This is a genomic window from Laedolimicola ammoniilytica (genome assembly GCF_025567165.1).
GTDB lineage: Bacteria > Bacillota > Clostridia > Lachnospirales > Lachnospiraceae > Laedolimicola > Laedolimicola ammoniilytica.
Genome location: NZ_JAOQKC010000008.1, coordinates 102,787 through 122,715, shown reverse-complemented (window position 1 = coordinate 122,715; position 19,929 = coordinate 102,787). Strand labels below are relative to the sequence as shown.

Annotated in this window: 12 protein-coding genes; 2 read left to right on the top strand and 10 right to left on the bottom strand. The window is 54.2% G+C overall.

From position 1 onward, the window contains the following. The 4 genes from ilvB to OCV63_RS07710 form a co-directional block, all read right to left on the bottom strand. The gene (gene ilvB / locus OCV63_RS07725) at nt 1–1,680 is read right to left on the bottom strand and encodes a biosynthetic-type acetolactate synthase large subunit (RefSeq protein ID WP_158363273.1); all 1,680 of its coding nucleotides are present in this window, start codon (nt 1,678–1,680) and stop codon (nt 1–3) included. Nucleotides 1,681–1,781: 101 nt separating this feature from the next. Further along, complete coding sequence (ilvD, locus tag OCV63_RS07720) at nt 1,782–3,443, bottom strand: dihydroxy-acid dehydratase (RefSeq protein WP_158363272.1); 1,662 nt, start codon at nt 3,441–3,443, stop codon at nt 1,782–1,784. Between the two features lie 31 nt (nt 3,444–3,474). Beyond that, nucleotides 3,475–4,557 (bottom strand): 3-isopropylmalate dehydrogenase, encoded by a 1,083-nt coding sequence (leuB, locus tag OCV63_RS07715; RefSeq protein WP_158363271.1) that lies wholly within the window; start codon nt 4,555–4,557, stop codon nt 3,475–3,477. A gap of 430 nt (nt 4,558–4,987) precedes the next feature. Next, entirely contained in the window at nt 4,988–7,168 is a 2,181-nt protein-coding gene (locus OCV63_RS07710) for a PTS sugar transporter subunit IIABC (RefSeq protein ID WP_158363270.1), read from the bottom strand. 313 nt (nt 7,169–7,481) lie between these two features. Between OCV63_RS07710 and OCV63_RS07705 the strand changes: the two genes are divergently transcribed. Next, nucleotides 7,482–8,321 (top strand): PRD domain-containing protein, encoded by an 840-nt coding sequence (locus tag OCV63_RS07705; RefSeq protein WP_158363269.1) that lies wholly within the window; start codon nt 7,482–7,484, stop codon nt 8,319–8,321. Here OCV63_RS07705 and OCV63_RS07700 read toward each other — a convergent pair. Then, complete coding sequence (locus tag OCV63_RS07700) at nt 8,294–10,138, bottom strand: hypothetical protein (protein WP_158363268.1); 1,845 nt, start codon at nt 10,136–10,138, stop codon at nt 8,294–8,296. The two genes, OCV63_RS07705 and OCV63_RS07700, sit on opposite strands and share 28 nt — an antisense overlap. Nucleotides 10,139–10,357: 219 nt before the next feature. Here OCV63_RS07700 and OCV63_RS07695 point away from each other — a divergent pair, with 219 nt between their 5' ends. Then, entirely contained in the window at nt 10,358–11,191 is an 834-nt protein-coding gene (locus OCV63_RS07695; protein ID WP_262670707.1) for a delta-lactam-biosynthetic de-N-acetylase, read from the top strand. A 116-nt stretch (nt 11,192–11,307) separates the two neighbouring features. Here the strand turns inward: OCV63_RS07695 and OCV63_RS07690 are convergent, their stop codons facing one another. From OCV63_RS07690 to OCV63_RS07670, 5 genes are all read right to left on the bottom strand, one after another. Then, nucleotides 11,308–11,685, bottom strand: a complete 378-nt coding sequence (locus tag OCV63_RS07690; RefSeq protein ID WP_158363267.1) for a RidA family protein — start codon at nt 11,683–11,685, stop codon at nt 11,308–11,310. A 193-nt stretch (nt 11,686–11,878) separates the two neighbouring features. Next, on the bottom strand, nt 11,879–13,372 hold the full coding sequence (locus tag OCV63_RS07685; protein WP_158363266.1) for a glutamate synthase subunit beta: 1,494 nt from the start codon (nt 13,370–13,372) through the stop codon (nt 11,879–11,881). A gap of 13 nt (nt 13,373–13,385) precedes the next feature. After that, nucleotides 13,386–17,918: a glutamate synthase large subunit gene (gene gltB, locus OCV63_RS07680; protein WP_158363265.1), complete on the bottom strand. Its 4,533-nt coding sequence runs from the start codon at nt 17,916–17,918 to the stop codon at nt 13,386–13,388. A gap of 298 nt (nt 17,919–18,216) precedes the next feature. After that, the gene (locus OCV63_RS07675; protein WP_158363264.1) at nt 18,217–19,035 is read right to left on the bottom strand and encodes a CPBP family intramembrane glutamic endopeptidase; all 819 of its coding nucleotides are present in this window, start codon (nt 19,033–19,035) and stop codon (nt 18,217–18,219) included. Further along, nucleotides 19,010–19,882, bottom strand: coding sequence for a sialate O-acetylesterase (locus OCV63_RS07670; protein WP_158363263.1), 873 nt, complete (start codon nt 19,880–19,882; stop codon nt 19,010–19,012). The genes OCV63_RS07675 and OCV63_RS07670 overlap by 26 nt, the downstream gene beginning before the upstream one ends. Nucleotides 19,883–19,929 lie beyond the last annotated feature (47 nt).

The following is a 19,929-nucleotide window of genomic DNA, read 5'->3' as shown; positions in this document are numbered from 1 at the left end:
TTATTTCTGATTTAAATCATCCGCGTCGAAGGTTTCCTCCAGCGGGGCTCCCGGAGACATCATCGGGAATACCTTGTCATCGCTGTCGATGACGCACTCCAGAACCACCGGACGGCCTAATGCAATGGCCTTCTCCAGCGCCGGAGCTACTTCTTCTTTCTTCGTTACACGCATGCCGACTGCGCCCATGGCCTCTGCCAGCTTTACAAAATCCAGCTGGTCGTCCAGCACCGTTGCGGAATAACGCTGTCCGTAATACAGGCTCTGCCACTGGCGCACCATGCCAAGTACATGGTTATTCAGCACTAACTGGATAATCGGTACGTTATAACGGGCTGCTGTGACAATCTCATTCATATTCATACGGAAGCAGCCGTCGCCCGCCACATTGACAACCGTCTTGTCCGGACGGCCCAGCTTCGCTCCGATACTGGCTCCCAGGCCATAGCCCATGGTTCCCAGGCCACCGGAGGTCAGGAAAGTTCTCGGCTCCTTATACTTATAATACTGTGCCGCCCACATCTGGTTCTGACCTACTTCTGTGGTGACGATGGCGTCGCCTTTTGTCACGCGATACAGCTCCTCTACTACATAGGGGCCGGTCAGACGGTCGTTGTCGACTTTCAGCGGGTATTGATTCTTCAGGGCTTCTACCTCTTCTATCCAGTCTTCATGCTTCATATCCGGGAGCTTTTCGTTCAGGATATCCAGAACAGACTTCACATCGCCAATGACGCTGCCGCTTACCAGGACATTCTTGTTGATCTCCGCCGGATCGATGTCGATCTGGAGAATCTTTGCTTTCTTTGCAAACCGGCTGGTGTCGCCGGTGACACGGTCGCTGAAACGCGCGCCCAGGGTGATCAGCAGGTCGCAGTGAGCCACACCAAAGTTGGACGACTTGGTGCCGTGCATGCCCAGCATGCCGGTGTACAGCGGATCCGTGCCATTAAACGCGCCTTTTCCCATCAGGGAATCACAGACCGGAGCATGAACCTTATGGGCAAAGGTATTTACCGCCTCGGATGCGCCGGAGATGACGGAACCGCCACCCACGAAAATGAACGGACGCTTTGCTTCCTGAATCATTTCCAGGGCCTTCTCAATGTCCTCGTTCCTGATGGTCTCGGTTACCCGTTCGGGCATCACTGGCTTCTTGTACTCGTATTCCGTCTTATCTGCCGTGGCGTTCTTGGTAATATCCACCAGAACCGGGCCCGGACGGCCGCTTCTGGCAATGTCAAAGGCCTTGCGAAGGGCCGGAGCCAATGCTTCCGCGTCCTTGATGATAAAATTATGCTTGGTGATCGGCATGGTGATACCGGAGATATCGACCTCCTGGAAGGAATCTCTTCCCAGCAGGCCCTTGCCTACGTTACAGGTGATGGCTACTATGGGGACGGAATCCATGTAGGCGGTGGCGATACCGGTGACCAGGTTCGTGGCTCCCGGACCGGATGTAGCAAGACATACGCCTACCTTGCCGGTGGCCCTGGCATATCCATCCGCCGCGTGGGACGCGCCCTGTTCATGAGATGTCAGAATATGACGAATCTCATCGCTGTGCTTATATAATTCATCGTATACGTTCAGAATGGCTCCGCCCGGGTATCCGAAGACGGTGTCTACGCCCTGCTCTTTGAGACATTCTACTAAGATCTGTGCTCCTGTCAGTTCCATATTTGCTCTCCCCTTTATTCATATTAATTCGTACATTTAGCCCGCGCCAGGGCAGATTCTTATGCAAGCATAAAGTCTGCCCATACAAACGTATGGCTAAACTATTTCTCCAGGATAGCTCCTCTGTTTCCGGAAGTTACCATTTTTGCGTAGCGCGCCAGGTATCCTGTGGTGACCTTCGGCTCACGCGGCTGCCATTTTGCCTTTCTGGCTGCCAGCTCCTCGTCGGATACCAGAACCTCCAGCTTGTTGTTCGGGATGTCGATGAGGATGCGGTCGCCCTCTTCTACCAGTGCAATGGGTCCGCCTACGGCTGCCTCCGGGGATACGTGTCCGATGGACGCGCCTCTGGACGCGCCGCTGAAACGGCCGTCAGTAATCAGGGCTACAGTGGATCCGAGACCCATACCTGCGATGGCGGAGGTCGGGTTCAGCATCTCTCTCATGCCCGGGCCGCCCTTCGGTCCCTCGTAGCGGATGACAACCACGTCGCCTGCCACGATCTTGCCGCCCTTGATGGCTGCGATGGCATCCTCTTCACAGTCGAAGACGCGGGCCGGTCCCTCATGGACCATCATTTCCGGTACCACTGCGGAGCGCTTAACCACGCCAGTATCCGGAGCCAGGTTGCCCTTCAGGACAGCGATGCCGCCGATCTCACTGTAGGGATTCTCAATAGGTCGGATGACCTCCGGATTGCGGTTGACGCAAGGCCTGATGTTCTCGCCGACGGTCTTGCCGGTGACGGTAATCAGTTCTGTATTCAGCAGGTTCTTCTTATTTAACTCGTTCATGACTGCATAGACGCCACCCGCCTCGTTCAGGTCTTCCATGTAGGTGGGGCCTGCAGGCGCCAGATGGCAGAGGTTCGGGGTCTTGGCACTCATCTCATTGGCGATCTCCATATTCAGATCCACATCTGCCTCATGGGCGATGGCCGGCAGATGCAGCATGCTGTTGGTGGAGCAGCCAAGGGCCATATCTACGGTCAGGGCGTTCAGGAACGCTTCTTTTGTCATGATGTCCCGGGGACGGATGTTCTTTCTCCACAGCTCCATGACCTGCATACCTGCGTGCTTTGCAAGCTTGATACGCTCGGAGTAGACGGCCGGGATGGTTCCATTTCCCGGAAGGCCCATACCCAACGCCTCGGTCAGGCAGTTCATGCTGTTCGCCGTGTACATACCGGAGCAGGAACCGCAGGTGGGACAAACCTTTGCCTCGAATTCTTTCACATCGTCCTCGGTCATGGTTCCGGCTGCGTAGGAGCCTACCGCCTCGAACATGCTGGAAAGGCTGCGCTTCTGGCCGTGTACATGGCCTGCCAGCATGGGGCCGCCGCTGACAAAGATGGTGGGCACGTTGATGCGGGCTGCCGCCATCAGAAGTCCCGGAACGTTCTTGTCACAGTTCGGTACCATAACCAGGGCGTCAAACTGATGGGCCATGGCCATACACTCGGTGGAGTCGGCAATCAAGTCACGGGTTACCAGGGAATACTTCATGCCCACATGGCCCATGGCGATGCCGTCGCAGACTGCAATGGCCGGAAATACAATGGGAGTACCGCCGCCCATGGCGACACCAAGCTTTACGGCTTCTACGATTTTATCCAGGTTCATATGACCCGGTACGATTTCATTATAGGAACTTACGATCCCGACCAGTGGCTTCTTCATCTCTTCTTCCGTCAGTCCCAGTGCGTTGAACAGGCTGCGGTGAGGCGCCTGCTGCATGCCTACTTTTACTGCGTCACTTCTCATTTTTTCGTTCTCCTTCTATAATAAATATGTATTATACTCTCTCTGCGATCAGGTCGCCCATCTCGGTGGTGCCTACCTTCTTGCAGCCCTCGGACATAATATCGCCGGTGCGGTAACCCTCGGCCAGTACCTGAGAAACTGCCTGCTCGATAGCATCCGCCTCTTTGTCCAGATCGAAACTGTAACGCAGCATCATAGCTGCGGACAGGATCGTGGCAATCGGATTTGCGATATTCTGTCCCGCGATATCCGGAGCGGAACCGCCGCTGGGCTCGTAGAGTCCGAACTTGCTGTCGTTCAGACTGGCACTGGCCAGCATTCCGATGGAACCGGTTACCATGCTGGCTTCATCGGAGAGGATGTCGCCGAACATGTTCTCGGTCAGGATGACGTCGAACTGGGCCGGGTCTTTGACTAACTGCATGGCACAGTTGTCTACCAGCATATGGGTCAGTTCTACGTCCGGGTATTCTTTCGCCACTTCTTCCACGACTTTTCTCCAGAGTCTGGAGGAGTCCAGGACGTTGGCCTTGTCTACGCTGCAGACTTTCTTTCTTCTCTTGCCTGCGATGTCGAAGGCGCGCCTGGCGATGCGACGGATTTCATTTTCGTTATAGGTCAGGGTATCGATGGCGGTCATGACGCCGTCTACTTCTTTGGTCTCTCTGGCTCCGAAGTAGAGTCCTCCGGTCAGCTCGCGCATAATCATCAGGTCGAAACCTTTGTCGCTGATGTCTTTGCGAAGCGGGCAGGCATCCTGGAGCTCTTTGTAGAGGATGGCCGGGCGCAGGTTTGCGAAGAGACCTAAGGATTTACGAAGCTTTAAGAGACCTGCTTCGGGACGGCGATCTGCCGGGAGTTTGTACCATGGTGAGGTGGCTGCGTTGCCGCCGATGGATCCCATGAGGACTGCGTCGCTGCTTTTGGCGATTTCGATGGTTTCGTCGGTGAGCGGGACGCCGTGGACGTCGATGGATGCGCCGCCCATCAAGAGATCGGTGTAATGAATTTCGTGTCCGTATTTTTCTGCGATGCGGTCAAGGACTTTTCTTGCCTCTCGCACGACCTCCGGCCCGATGCCGTCGCCGGATATGACTGCTAAATTTAAGTTCATTTTTTCATCTCCCCTTTGATGCGTTACTTTAGTGTAGAAAATTCCGTATTATTATTACTATAGAACATAAATCGTGTTTTTTCAACTGGGAGATGCATTTTTTTTCATGTTGTGTGCTGCTGGGACAGAAAAATATTCCTCTGTGGGAACACGCCTAGGTTACGTACTGCCGGGGCAAAAAGCTTCCCCTGTGAGAACACGCACATTTTCCTACTCCTCGCAGGCGGCTTATACGCACCTGACCGCCTAACTCGGCCTTCGGCCTCAAACAGAGGCTCCTTCAGGTGCTGCCAGCCTGCTCGTCCCTACGGAAAATGAGCTAACGTTCTCACAGGGGAAGCTTTTTGTCCCGGCAGGGATATACGTCATTGATGAGATTAGACGTATTGTTCTGCGGGGTGGATCGTTTTTCTATATTATTGAAAATGGGTTACGCCAGGGTCTCCACTACGAACAGAGGCTCGCCTGCTTTGATCTCGCCATCTCCGATCTGGCGGATACGCTGGTTCGGAGTAAGTTCGGTGCAGAGCACCGGGGAGCAGAGGGAGGGTGCGTGGCTCTTCAGGAAATCGATGTCGATCTTCATGAGGGGCTCGCCCTTCTTAACCTTCTGGCCGTTCTCTACGAAGACCTGGAAGCCCTCGCCGTTCAGGTTTACGGTGTCGATACCGATGTGAAGGAGCAGGGCTACTCCGCTGTCGGTCTGGAAGCCGATGGCATGCTTGGTATCAAATACGAAAACTACCTCGCCGTCTTCCGGCGCGCAGATGGTGGCATCTTCGGGAGTTACGGCTGCGCCGTCACCCATCATTTTGCCTGCGAAGCCTTCGTCCGGTACATTCTCGATGGCGGTGGCCAGGCCGGTAATGGGGCTGGAAATGATGGTGGTAGAGACTACTTTTTCTTCTGTGGGCGCTGCCTTTTCGGTTGCTGCTTCTGTGGTGGATGCTGTGTCGGTGGTCTCTGCCACGTTCTCCTCCTCGAAGGTGTCCGGCGCGGTTTCCAGGTAGGTCTCCAGCTTTGCCTTGATGACGGTTACCTGGGGGCCGTAGATGATCTGAACGCCCTGTCCCTTGATGATGATACCGCGGGAGCCGGTGCTTTTGATCAGGGCCTCATTTACTTTGGAAGAATCTGCTACGGTCAGTCTGAGTCTGGTAGCGCAGCAGTCTACACCGGTGATGTTGGCTTTTCCGCCCAGACCTCTGGTAATGGTCTCGCTGACCGGGTCGGTGGATGTGGAAGTTGTTGTATTTGCTGCGTTTTTCGCGTTTACATCTGCTTTTGTGTACAGCTTGGTCTCCTCATCGTCGTCTTCACGTCCCGGGGTCTTGAAGTCAAACTTCTTGATCAGGAAGGTGAAAATGGCGTAATACAAAATGAAATAAATGATGCCCACCGGGATGATGCGAAGCCAGCTGGTCTTCTCATTTCCCTGCAGGATTCCGAACAGGAACAGATCCAGGAAGCCGCCGGAGAAGGTCAGGCCTACGGCCACGTTCAGCATATGCGCGATCATATAGGCGGAACCAGCCAGAATGACCTGTACCACGAACAGGGCCGGCGCTACGAACAGGAAGGAGAACTCCAGGGGCTCTGTGATTCCGGTGAACATACATGCCAGTGCTGCGGACAGCAGAAGACCGCCTGCCTGCTTCTTCTTTTCCGGCTTTGCACAGCGGTACATGGCCAAAGCCGCGCCCGGCAGACCAAAGATCATAAAAATGAACTCTCCGGAGAAGTAACGGGTTGCATCTGCACTGAAGTGTGCCACATGAGCGGAATCAGCAAGCTGTGCGAAAAAGATATTCTGGCCGCCCTGTACCATCTGTCCTGCCACTTCCATGGTGCCTCCCACTGCAGTCTGCCAGAAGGGCATGTAGAATACGTGATGCAGGCCGAAGGGAATCAGCGCACGCTTGATGATACCGAAGATCAGGGTTCCGATGTAGCCGCTGCCGGTTACCAGACCGCCCAGAGCATAGATGCCGTTCTGTACCACCGGCCATGCGAAGTACATCAGGATGCCGACGAACATGTATACTACCGTAGAGATAATCGGAACGAAACGAGAGCCGCCAAAGAAGGATAAAGCGTTCGGCAGCTCAATCATATGGAAGCGGTTGTGCAGAGCCGCTACGCCAAGGCCTACGATGATACCGCCGAAGACGCCCATCTGCAGAGACTGGATGCCGCACACAGAAGTGATGGTTCCTTCCAGCACGTCCGCGGAAATGGTGCCGTCGGCCAGGATCTTACCGTTGACCTGCAGCATGGCGTTGATGGCAGTATTCATAACGAAGAAGGCAATCAGCGCGGAAAGGGCGGATACTTCTTTCTCCTTGTGGGCCATACCGATAGCTACGCCCACGGCGAAGATCAGCGGCAGGTTATTGAACACGGCGCTGCCCACCTGATTCATGATAATTAACAGGGAATTTAATATGGTACCTTTGCCCAGGATGGCGGTCAAACCATAGGTGGCAATGGTGGTCTCATTGGTAAAAGAACTACCGATACCCAGCAGCAGACCCGCTACTGGAAGAATGGCGATGGGAAGCATGAAGGAGCGTCCCACCCGCTGCAATACGCCAAAAATCTTGTCTTTCATTGTTTTCTCTCTCCTTGAAATGCAATCTTATTTTTGACGTTTATGCAAGAGCTTATTCCTCTGTGCGGCAAAATCCCGATTCTCCGGATAACCGGATTTTGGGCACAAAAAAAAGACAATAACCCTCCATAAACATACAAAAATATTTGTGATATCTATGCCAAGTTAATGCCTGCCGAACAGTTACACACTTAATGCAAAATGAGTATACAACATGATTTATGGGAAAGTCAAGTATTTTTTATCTTCTCTTTACTTTTTTCTCCCTATTTGATACCATAATTTTAATATCACTTATGGGGGAGATTCAATTATGTATCGGGTGAGCAGAGTTTTGAATAATAACGGTGTCATCGCCATTGATATGGAAGATAATCAGGAATATGTATTGCTGGGAAAGGGGCTTGGCTTCGGGAAGAAGGTCTCGGAGCGGTTTGAGAAGCCGGATGGGATATCCATGTACCGGCTGGCAGATGATACGGAACGGGGTTCCGCGAAATCTCTGGCCCAGAATGTGGCTCCGGAATTTATCGAGATGGCCGACGCGGTTATGCGGGAAGCCGAAAGCCGCTTCGGCACCGTGGATCGCCGGGTCATGCTGCCCCTGGCCGATCATCTGTCCTTCGCAGCCTCCCGGGTCCGGAACGGCGAACAGATCAGCAATCCTCTGACCGACGACATCCGCACCCTGTTCCACAGTGAATTTAAAACGGCTCTCCTTATCAAGGATCTGTTCCGCGATCGTCTGGGTCTCTCCCTCGACGACCACGAGGTGGGCTACGTGGCTCTCCACATCCACTCCGCCATCGAGGATGAAAAAATTTCCATGGCCATGCAGACCGCACAGGCCGTCCGGGAGTGCGTTGACATGCTGGAGCAGGAAACAGGAGAGCACATCGACGTACTCTCCCTTGCCTACAATCGTCTCATGAATCATATCAAATACATGGTCGCCCGGGGTGTCACCGGCGAAGATCTGAAGGTGAATATGAACGACTATATGTCTATTAAATTTCCCAAATCCTACGCCCTGGCCACCTCTGTCTGCGATCGCCTGGCCGCTTCCACCGGTCTTACCTTCGACGAGATGGAGATCGGCTATCTGGCCATGCACATCGAGCGGGTTTACAGCACCTGCTCGCCATCCACGTAGAGATGGTAACTGTTTGCAGTAATGTTATCCGTGCTGCCGGTGAAGCTGCTCACGTAGCTGTCGCCGGTCAGCGTCCAGGTGGAGTCCTTACTTAAGGTCACGTCTACGGTGCCCTCTGCGCCGTCCGGATTGATACAGCCGGTAAAGCCGCTGCCATCTGTCAGGTTCAGCTTCAGACTGGAGATTTCATCCACCAGAATCTGGCCCTCGATCCTCTGCTTCTCCGCGTTCAAAACCACGTCTCCACCATTGGAGCCTTCCTGTCCCCAGCCTCTGCCGGAGGAATTTCCCTCGACTCTTAAGAATACCTCATTGGCCAGCTTGAAGGCCACATCCTTCAGGGAAATGGTACAGTCCGTGTTGGTCACATAGAACATATCGCCGCTCTTCGCTGTGATGCTGCCGCCCTCTGCGGTAAAGTTAGCCTTTCCTACCTCCGCGTCTCCCGACATACTCTGATAAATCATGATATTGTGAATATTTTCGCTGTCGTCCTGATAGGTACCGGTCATGTTACCGGTCACGTTGCAGTCTGTCAGGGAGACGGAATTCTTGCCCTCTACGACCACGGCTTCGCTGTTGTTGGCAATCAGTGTTGCGTCGGATACGCTGACGTCCGCAGTACTGTAGACTGCCGGACTTCCGGTGCCGTTGGTCACATAGCTGCCGCCATTTACATTCACAGTCCCGCCGCCCCGGTCACTACGAATGGCTGCGGAAGAGTTTCCCTGGGTTTCCACATCCAGATTGGCTGCGTTGGTGGTTCCGCCGCCGGTGGTCTGAATGCCGCCGGAGCAGTCGCCGGTAGTACGGATGGTGGAATCAGAAATATTGACCGTGGTTCCGGTTCCGTAGCTAAATATGCCGTTGCCGTTCTTCACACCGGTATTCACCGTGGCATTTTTTATGGTAACGGTGGCTCCATTCTGGGCCAGCAGTCCTGCGTTCATGCCGTAGAAATCGCCGTTGTCGGCGCTTGATGAGGAACCGGCAGTCTTATTAACAGTGATATTACTTAACGTCGCGGTGACTCCGTCCACCCGGAGGGCGTTCTCGTCGTCGCCGGTGGAGCTGTAGGTCTCGCCATCTGCGGTAGTATCCGCATCTATCGTCGTGGCCGCCGTTCCGTTGGAAGCGTCGCTGCCCTGGCCGGGGCCGTCGTTACCTCCCGCACCCGGGCCGCCCGCGTTCTTCACTATCACAGTCAGCGCATTGTTATCCGCGTCCAGGGTCAGCTCCAGGATGCTGCCTTCCTTGATATCGTCGACAGTTCCATCGGTAGTCTCACTGCCCTGCTCTACGGTGATCTGTGTATCATCCGTCAGGGTAAACGTGATGGCTTCACCGGAGGCGGTGAACATGGACGGTGCCTGACCCTGGCCGTCTGGGGCTCCGTTTGGCACGCCACCGTTTCCATTGCCATTATCCGAAGGCGCCTGGCTGTCTGAGCTGTCTCCATCCGGCTTTGCGGGAGTCTCACCGCTCGGTGCCTCTCCATCCGGTTTCTCCGGAGCTTCCCCGTCTGTACTCTCTCCGTCCGGCTTCTCCGGCGCTTCTCCACTGGGAGCCTCGCCGTCTGGTTTTTCCGGTGCCTCGCCCGGAGCCTGACCATCGCCCGGCGCCTGCATTTCAGCCATCGCGCCCAGGTCCGCCGTCACCGTATTGCCGTCTACCGCTGTCACCTGCGCAGTTACGCTCTCGCTCTCTTCTGCCTCAGACGTCTGTGTGCTATCTGCCGTTGTCTTTGTACAACCGGTCATTCCCACTGTCGCCAATGCCACAGCACAACCCATCGCCAACAATTTCGCATACTTCATAATCTTATACCTCCATTTACGCCCCGAAAGCCTTCCGCATCCGGCGTCAATGCTTTTATTTTTCTGTTGATGCTGTTATCATACCGGAACTTTGTGTTCAGATTATGGGAAAATTATGGGAAAACTGTGAAATGCTGTTTCCTGTGAACGCAATCCTGCGTTCATATACCTTCTGATTTTCACATATACTGTAAAACTACAAGTCGAAGGAGTCCGCCTATGAAACCTGTCGCTTCCATGTCTGCTCACCTGTTCCTGCGCCTGTGCGGGATTGCCCTGCTTCTGACCCTGGCCTATTTCGGCGGTCAGGGCGTCGCGCGCATTTCGGACGGAAGTGCTGCACTACTCCCTGTATCCGGAGCAGCTTCCACCAGCTGGGGACTGGGCTTTGGTGAACCCGGCACTCCGCCCACCGGTACAGTTTCTGCCAATACGCTAAAAAAATATGACGCTTATTACATAGAAGAAACGGCGGAAAAGAAGCTCTATCTGACCTTCGACTGCGGCTTTGAAAATGGCAATACGCCTGCGATTCTGGACGCCCTGAAGAAGCATGACGCGCCCGCCACCTTCTTCGTGGTGGGCCATTACCTGGAGACCAGCCCGGATCTGGTGAAGCGGATGCTGGCCGAGGGACACACGGTGGGCAATCACACTTACCATCATCCGGATATGTCCAAAATCAGTACCGAAGCGGACTTCTCGAAGGAGCTGGAATCCCTGGAAACCCTTTACCAGGAAGTGACCGGCGAGCCCATCTCGAAATACTATCGGCCACCCCAGGGCATTTACAGCGAAAAGAACCTGCAGATGGCGAAGGAACTGGGTTACCACACCTTCTTCTGGAGCCTGGCCTACGTGGACTGGAAGCAGGATGACCAGCCCACCCACGAACAGGCCTTCGACAAGCTCCTGACCCGTGTCCACCCGGGCGCTGTGGTGCTGCTCCACAATACCTCGAAAACCAATGGGGAGATTCTCGACGAGCTATTGACGAAGTGGGAGGAGATGGGGTATACCTTTCATCCGCTCAGCGAGCTGTGCGGGGCGTAACGAAAACCGGGAATGAATCTACAGTAATTCATTCCCGGAGTCTGACTTTGTCTTTTCTGCATCTGCTTTGTTTAAAAAAGGAAGCGCCTCCCAGCGCTCCCTTTTTCATCTCATTTTTATCTTCCCGCGATAACCTCGACCTCGCACAGAACTCCCTTGGGCAGGTCCTTCACTGCCACGCAGGATCTGGCCGGAGCCTCTTCCTTAAAATAGCGGCTGTATACCTCGTTGAACTTGGCAAAATCCGCGATGTCTGCCAGGAAACAGGTGGTCTTGATCACGTTGCTGTAGTCGAGACCTGCCTCTTTTAAGATAGCTCCCACATTCTTCAGGGACTGTTCTGCCTGACCCTCGATGTTGTCAGACTCTACCTCGCCGGTAGCCGGGTTTACCGGAATCTGGCCGGATGCGTATACCATACCATTATACTCGATGGCCTGGGAATAAGGGCCGATGGCTGCGGGTGCATTGGTTGTAGCGATCACTTTTTTCATTGTTTTACCTCCATTGATTCTTTGGAATAAAATTTATTCCATTCTTTACTATATAGCGTTAAATTTTCCTTGTCAATTCAGGATTCTGATTATCCATTTCTCATAATTTCCAATCCGCAGATTTTTCTCATTTAAAATCAGAACGTAAAAAGAAAGAGAAGTTTTTGACGCTTCTCTTTCTCCCAATGTTTATTTACTGCACCTGCAGGCTCGTATACCCCATCAGATCCAGATCCACCGCGCAGGCGGCCTCCCGGCCCTCGCGGATGGCCCATACAACCAGAGACTGGCCCCGGTGCATATCTCCGGCGGTGAAGACACGATCCACGTTGGTCTTATACTGGCCCGGAGCGGTGTTGACGTTGGTTCTGGCATTGACCTCCACGCCAAAGGCCTTGGTCACGTAGTCCTGGCTGCCCAGGAAGCCTGCGGCGATCAGTACCACGTCCACATCCAGGGTGAACTCGCTGCCCTCTATGGGCACCATCATCATACGGCCGGTCTTCTCGTCCTTTCTGCTTTCCAGCTTACAGCAGACCGCCTTCTTCAGATTGCCTGCCTTGTCTCCGACGAACTCCTTGACTGTGGTGGTATAGATACGCGGGTCGGAACCGAACATGGCGATGGCTTCTTCCTGGCCGTAATCGGTCTTGCAGATCTTCGGCCATTCGGGCCAGGGGTTGTTCGGAGTCCGGGTGTCCGGCGCCTTCGGCATCATCTCCAGCTGAATCACGGATTTTGCGCCCAGTCGGATGGATGTTCCCACGCAATCGTTTCCGGTGTCGCCTCCGCCGATGACCATGACGTTCTTTCCCTTGGTGGAAATAAATTTCTTATCAGCGAAATTGGAATCCAGAAGGCTCTTGGTGGTAGCCCGCAGAAAATCTACCGCGAAGTAGATACCGTTCAGCTCTCTGCCCGGCACCTTGATGTCCCGGGGATTGGAGGCTCCGCAGGCCAGGATGACGCGATCGTAATCCTTCAGGATCTCCGCCGCCTTCTTGTCCTTGCCCACATCTGTATTCACTACAAACTCCACGCCCTCGGCTTTCATCATATCGATCTTCCGGTCGATGATGTGCTTCTCCAGCTTCATGTTCGGAATACCATAGCGCAGAAGTCCGCCTACCCGGTCGAAGCGCTCAAAGACCGTCACAGAATGTCCTCTGTGGTTCAGTTGATCGGCTGCCGCCAGTCCCGAGGGGCCGCTTCCGATAATCGCAATCTTCTTGCCGGTACGGTTCTTGGGCGGCGTCGGCACGGCGTAGCCCTCCTTGTAGGCATTTTCGATGATGGCCAACTCGTTGCTCTTCGTTGACACCGGATCGCCATTCAGGTTGCAGGTACAGGCCTTCTCGCAGAGGGCCGGGCACACGCGGCCCGTGAACTCCGGAAAGCTGCTGGTGCGCTTCAGGCGCTTGTAGGCCTGCTCCCAGTTGCCCATGTAAAGCAAATCGTTCCACTCGGGAATCAGGTTGTGCAGCGGACATCCGGAGGCCATGCCGCCGATCATCATGCCTGCCTGGCAGAAGGGGACGCCGCATGCCATGCAGCGCGCTCCCTGTTTTTCCTGCTCCTCTTTGGAAAGAGGGGTATGGAATTCATTAAAATGCTTGATACGTTCCTTCGGAGACTGGGCTTTTGGATTTACCCGGTCATACTCCATAAATCCTGTCGGTTTTCCCATGATGCTCCCCTCCTTATTTCTGCTGGTTTGCGTAAAATGCTTCAATCTGTGCCTGCTCGCTGCTTAAGCCCTTCTCCTCCATCTGAACGATGGTCATAAGCATTCTCTGGTAATCCCGCGGAATAATCTTCTTAAACTTCGGAAGATAAGCTCCAAAGTTATTCAGGATTTCCTTGCCCTTCTCAGAATTGGTGTAAGCCACATGATCCTCGATCATGCCCTTCAGCTCCAGCACATCGTATTTATCAGTCACTTCCTGAATCAGAACCATGTCCTTATTCAGCTTTGTGTACAGGTCTCTGTCCTCATCCAGCACATAGGCCACGCCGCCGCTCATACCTGCGGCGAAGTTCTTGCCGGTCTTGCCAATGACAGCCACCCGGCCTCCGGTCATGTACTCGCAGCCGTGGTCGCCCACGCCCTCGACGACTGCTACCGCGCCGGAATTACGGACGCAGAAACGCTCGCCGGCCACGCCGTTGATGTAAGCCTTACCGCTGGTGGCGCCGTAGAGGGCCACATTTCCAATGATGATATTTTCATCCTGCCTGTAATGCACGCCTCTGGGCGGATAAACTACCAGCTTGCCGCCGGACAGGCCCTTGCCGAAGTAGTCATTGCTGTCGCCCTCCAGCTCCAGGGTCAGACCCCTGGGGATAAAGGCACCGAAGCTCTGTCCGCCCGCGCCCTTACATTTCACGGTAAAGGCATCCTCTTCCAGGCCTTCCGGATACCGCTTGGTGATCTCGGAACCGAACATGGTGCCGAAAGCACGGTCCGTATTTTTTACATCCACCTCAATGCTGCGTTTGGAACCATTTTCCAGGGCGGGAAGAAGCTGCTTGAACAGCACCTTCTGATCCAGAGTCTTCTCCAGCTCGAAGTTGTAGACCAGCTTCGGGTCAAAGATGACCTTCTGGCCCTTGCCCGCGAACGGGTTATTCAGGATGTTGCTTAAGTCAATCTCCGCCTGACGGCCAGTCAGTCCCTCGCGTACCTTCAGAAGGTCGGAGCGGCCCACCAGCTCATCCACGGTACGCACGCCCAGGCGCGCCATGTATTCGCGGAGATCCTGCGCGATAAAGCGCATGAAGTTGATGACGTATTCGGGCTTGCCGCGGAACCGTTTTCTCAGCTCCGGGTTCTGGGTAGCCACGCCCACCGGGCAGGTATCCAGATTGCAGACACGCATCATGACGCAGCCCATGGTTACCAGCGGAGCCGTCGCGAAGCCGAACTCCTCGGCTCCCAGCATAGCCGCAATGGCCACGTCCTCGCCGGTCATCAGCTTGCCGTCGGTCTCAATGCGGACACGGCCCCGGAGGCCATTCATGATCAGGGTCTGGTGTGTCTCCGCCAGTCCCAGCTCCCAGGGAAGTCCCGCGTTGTGGATAGAGCTTCTGGGCGCCGCTCCGGTACCTCCGTCGTATCCGGAAATCAGGATAACCTGGGCTCCGGCCTTGGCTACACCGGCTGCGACCGTTCCCACGCCGGCTTCGGAAACCAGCTTCACGGAAATCCGCGCGTCCCGGTTGGAATTCTTCAAATCATAAATCAGCTGCGCCAAATCCTCGATGGAATAGATATCGTGATGAGGCGGCGGGGAAATCAGGCTCACGCCCGGCGTGGAGTGACGGGTCTTCGCGATCCACGGGTACACCTTTCCGCCCGGCAGATGGCCGCCCTCACCGGGCTTCGCGCCCTGGGCCATCTTGATCTGCAGCTCTTTGGCGCTGACCAGATACCGGGAGGTTACGCCGAAACGTCCCGAAGCCACCTGCTTGATGGCGGAACAGCGGTTCAGGCCGTCCGGCCCGATTTCCAGACGCTCCAGGCTTTCACCGCCCTCACCGGAGTTGGACTTGCCATGCAAAGTATTCATGGCGATGGCCAGACATTCATGGGCCTCCTGGGAAATAGATCCGTAGGACATGGCTCCGGTCTTAAACCGGGTCACGATGGAATCCACGCTCTCTACTTCCTCAATGGGCACGCCCTTCTTCGGATAGTTGAAGTCCATCAATCTGCGGAGATAACCGCGGTTATTTTCCCCGTTGATGAGCTCTGTGTATTCCTTAAACATCTTGTAGTCGCCCCGCTTTGTGGACTCCTGCAGCAGATGGATGGTCTGGGGGTTGTACAGATGCTTCTCGCCGCCGCTTCTGCTCTTATGGCGTCCCACGCTCTCCAGAGTCAGGTCTACGTTCAGTCCCAGGGGATCAAAGGCTGCGGAATGAAGCTCGTCCGCCTGTTTCTCGATGTCTGCCAGAGTGATGCCGCCCACACGGCTGACGGTATTGGTGAAGTACTCGTCCACCACATTCTTGTCGATACCGATGGCCTCGAAGATCTTGGAGCCCTGATAGGACTGGATGGTGGAAATACCCATCTTGGAAGCGATTTTTACAATGCCATGAAGTACCGCGCTGTTATAATCGTCTACGGCTGCGTAATAATCTTTATTCAGCAGCCTGCATGATACCAGTTCCCGGATGGTCTCCTGTGCCAGATAGGGGTTGATAGCACAGGCGCCGTAGCCTAAAAGCGCTGCGAAATGATGTACCTCTCTAGGCTCGCCGCTCTCCAGAATTAACGCCACGCCAGTACGCTTCTTGGTGGTAACCAGATGCTGGTTCAGTCCGGATACCGCAAGCAAGGACGGAATCGCCACATGGTTCTCATCCACGCCCCGGTCGGAGATAATCAGGATATTCGCGCCGTCCCGGTAAGCACGGTCCGCCTCCACATACAGACGATCCATGGCCTTCTTCAGGCTGGTATTTTTATAATAGGTAATCGGAATCACTTCCACCTTGAAGCCCGGAACCTTCATGCTCTTAATCTTCAGGATATCTGTGTTCGTCAGAATCGGATGATTGATGCGAAGCAGTCTGCAGTTTTCCGGGGTCTCCTCCAGCACATTTCCTTCCTTGCCCACATACACGGTGGTAGAAGTGACGATTTCCTCACGGATGGCGTCGATGGGCGGATTCGTTACCTGGGCGAACCGCTGCTTGAAATAGTTGAAAAGCGGCGGATGCTCCTCGGACAATGCCGCCAGCGGGGTGTCAATACCCATAGCTCCGATGCCCTCGGCTCCGTTCTGGGCCATCTGCAGGATGGAGGTACGGTATTCCTCGTAGTTGTATCCAAAAGACTTCTGCAGTTTTCTGCGTTCATCTGCGGAAAACTCCGGTACTCTTTCATTGGGAATCTTCAGATCCTTTAACTGTACCAGATTGCTGTCCAGCCACTCGCCGTAGGGCTGTGCGGAAGCGTATTTCTCTTTCAGATGCTCGTCGTCGATCACCTCGCCTTTGACTGTATCCACCAGAAGCATTTTGCCCGGATGCAGTCTCTCCTTGACTACGATCTTGGTCGGGTCGATGTCCAGGACTCCCACCTCGGAGGAAAGAATCAGATCGTCATCAGTGGTGATATAGTAACGGGAAGGACGGAGGCCGTTGCGGTCCAGAACCGCTCCCATCACATCGCCATCGCTGAACAGAATGGAGGCCGGGCCGTCCCAGGGCTCCATCATGGTAGCGTAATACTGATAGAAATCACGCTTCTTCTGGGACATGGCCTTATTGTTATCCCAGGGCTCCGGAATGGTAATCATGACGGCCAGCGGAAGATCCATGCCGCTCATAACCAGGAACTCCAGGGTGTTATCCAGCATGGCGGAATCGGAACCGGAGGCATTGACCACCGGAAGAACCTTGTTCAGGTCTTTTTTCAGGTGGCTGGACTCCATAGTCTCTTCCCGGGCCAGCATCTTGTCTGCATTGCCCTGGATGGTGTTGATCTCGCCGTTGTGTACGATGAAACGGTTGGGATGCGCCCGCTCCCAGCTTGGATTCGTGTTGGTACTGAATCGGGAATGTACGATGGCGATGGCCGATTCGTAATTTTCATCCTGCAGATCCTGGAAGAAAGAGCGCAGCTGATGTACCAGGAACATGCCTTTGTATACGATAGTTCTGCTGGAAAGGGATACCACGTAGGTGTCGTCGTTGGACTGCTCGAAGGTCCGACGGGCCACATAAAGCTTCCGGTCGAAGTCCAGTCCCTTTTCCACGTTTGCCGGACGTTTGACGAAGCCCTGCATGATGCACGGCATCTTCTCCAGCGCCTTGGTGCCAAGGACAGACGGCACGGTGGGAACTTCTCTCCATCCTAAGAACTCCATCCCTTCTTTTTCTACGATGATTTCGAACATCTTCCGGGCCTGGTTGCGCTTCAGTTCATCCTGGGGGAAGAAGAACATGCCGATACCGTAATCTCTTTCTTCACCTAAAAAGACGCCGAGAGGTTTGACTGCCTGGGAGAAGAACTTATGTGATATCTGTAATAAGATTCCTACTCCGTCTCCAGTCTTACCTTCGGCGTCTTTGCCGGCCCTGTGTTCCAGGTTCTCTACAATTTTCAATGCGTTCGCCACGGTCTCGTGACTTTTCAATCCTTTGATGTTGACCACTGCACCGATACCGCAGTTATCGTGCTCAAATCGCGGGTCATACAATCCCTTGCTCTGTTGGCTCATACCTATCCCTCCAGATCCTTGAACTCGCTTGTTTGGAATTTTCAATTACTATTATTCTTCAGTGCAGCGTCCTGCTCTGACTTTATTGGTACTATACAACGATTTTTTTCAGATGTAAAGAGTGAATTTTTGTATTATTGTCAGATTATTTGTGAATTTCGTCTTTTTCGTTGAATTGCATCTTTGTTTTCTCTTTTTTCTTTGGAAATGAGGACTATAGGAACAATTCAAATATCATTTTTCTCAATAATTTCTACGCTATTTTTATGATATTCTCTGCTTTTCGTTCCTTACATCCTTACTTTTCTTTTGAAAGTGGAAATTTTTTCCATATTTCAAATCCAGCCAGCAGACACACCGCTGTCACCGCCAGATACAACGGCAAACTTCCATAAAGCACATTCTGCCACTCCGGCATCCTCTCCAGAAAAATGGTAGAGGCGTTCACCGCCGCATGAGCCAGAATTGCCGGTAGCAGGGAGCCTTCGGACTCGTAGATCCAGTTCAGATAGAGGCCGATCAGAAAGGCGAAGAGCCCCTGCACCAGATTCCCATGAAGAATGCCAAAAAGCAGGGACGCGCAAGCCATGCCGGCATAGCGGTTCTGAAGCACCCCTTTTAGATTCCGGTACAGAACGCCCCGTACCAGCAGCTCCTCCAGGATCGGCGCCGTCACCATGCTGGCTGCCACAAGCGACAGGAGGCTGCTTGTATACATGCTGTCCGCGGCTGTCTCATAGCCCGGAAACAGGGTCGGCAGCGGCGTCAGGCCGATCAGCAGGTTGATGCCCCGGCCCAGGAAGAGGCCGCCCAAAATCGCCAGAAGCAGGCGGCCTGTCCGGGACTTTCTTTTCCAGACTGCGTTTTTTCCGCCGCGTTTCGGTTCCGGCTCCTCCAACTGCTCCCGGATACAGCTTTCCCGATACATTCTATAAAAAATTGGTATTTCAATCCCATTGACCACAGCCAGCTCCCAGACTGCATGCTCCGGTGCTGTGAAGAATTCGAAAAAACAAAGCTCCAGGGCCGCCTGGATTGCCATATTCAAACTCACGTACAGCAGGAACGGCATAGCCAGCTCCCACAGGCTTTTACTGAGATTCTTTCTCTGCTCCATGCTCTTTCACATACTCTCCCGCATTTTTTCCGGCGTCCTCTCCGATAAGGTTCAGAGCCTTCTGTGTAAAATGGATTCCCCCCTCGTCCTTCATATCCGCCCCGGTCAGCTCGGCCGGGAGGGTGGACACCAGCACGATATCCTCATTTTCCTCGCAAATCTGCAGCTGCGCGTCCATAATCTCCTGGTGTCTGGTCAGATCCGTCAGATCCGGGCCCAGCTGAATCAGGAAGCAATCCTCCACACCCTGCTCCTCCATATCATCCACCAGCTGCCGCAGCATGGTCTGATACTCATCCCCGGGCGTCTCCAGATTCGCGTCCGCCTCTCCCTGGAACCAGACCATGTAAATGTGACGCGCCCGGATTTTTTCTTTTTTCAGGCACTCCTTCGCCGCATTCAGGCGATCCGCCGCCTCTTCCTTCCGCCCGCTGTTCAGCCATCCGTTCAGGGAAGAGCTGCCCCGGGACGCGGAAATGGCCACCACCGGAACGCCAGTTTTCTCATAATAGGCGTTTACAAAGGCCGTCACCATGCTGCCGTTCCGCTCCAGGATATCCGTATCATCCAGAGCTCCCCGATTCTCATTCTGGCCGAAGGGCTCCGTCAGCACATGCAGGTTGTCCGGATCGGTCACGGCCCGGTACTCATACCCGGCTCCCTCTGTCAGCTCCGGTGCCTGCGAGGCGTCGCCGCCCGCTCCGCTCACATTGCTCTGCCCCATAAACAGAATCACGTCCATGCCCCGCCAGGTTTTCTGCTGATAGATGTTGACCGCCACCATGAGCAGACAGCACAGGGCGCTCAGGATGAAAATGATTTTTTTATTGTTTGGTATTCGGTTCATAGAATTCTCCGTTTCTTATACTTTGACCCTGTTTCACCTTTGGCTAC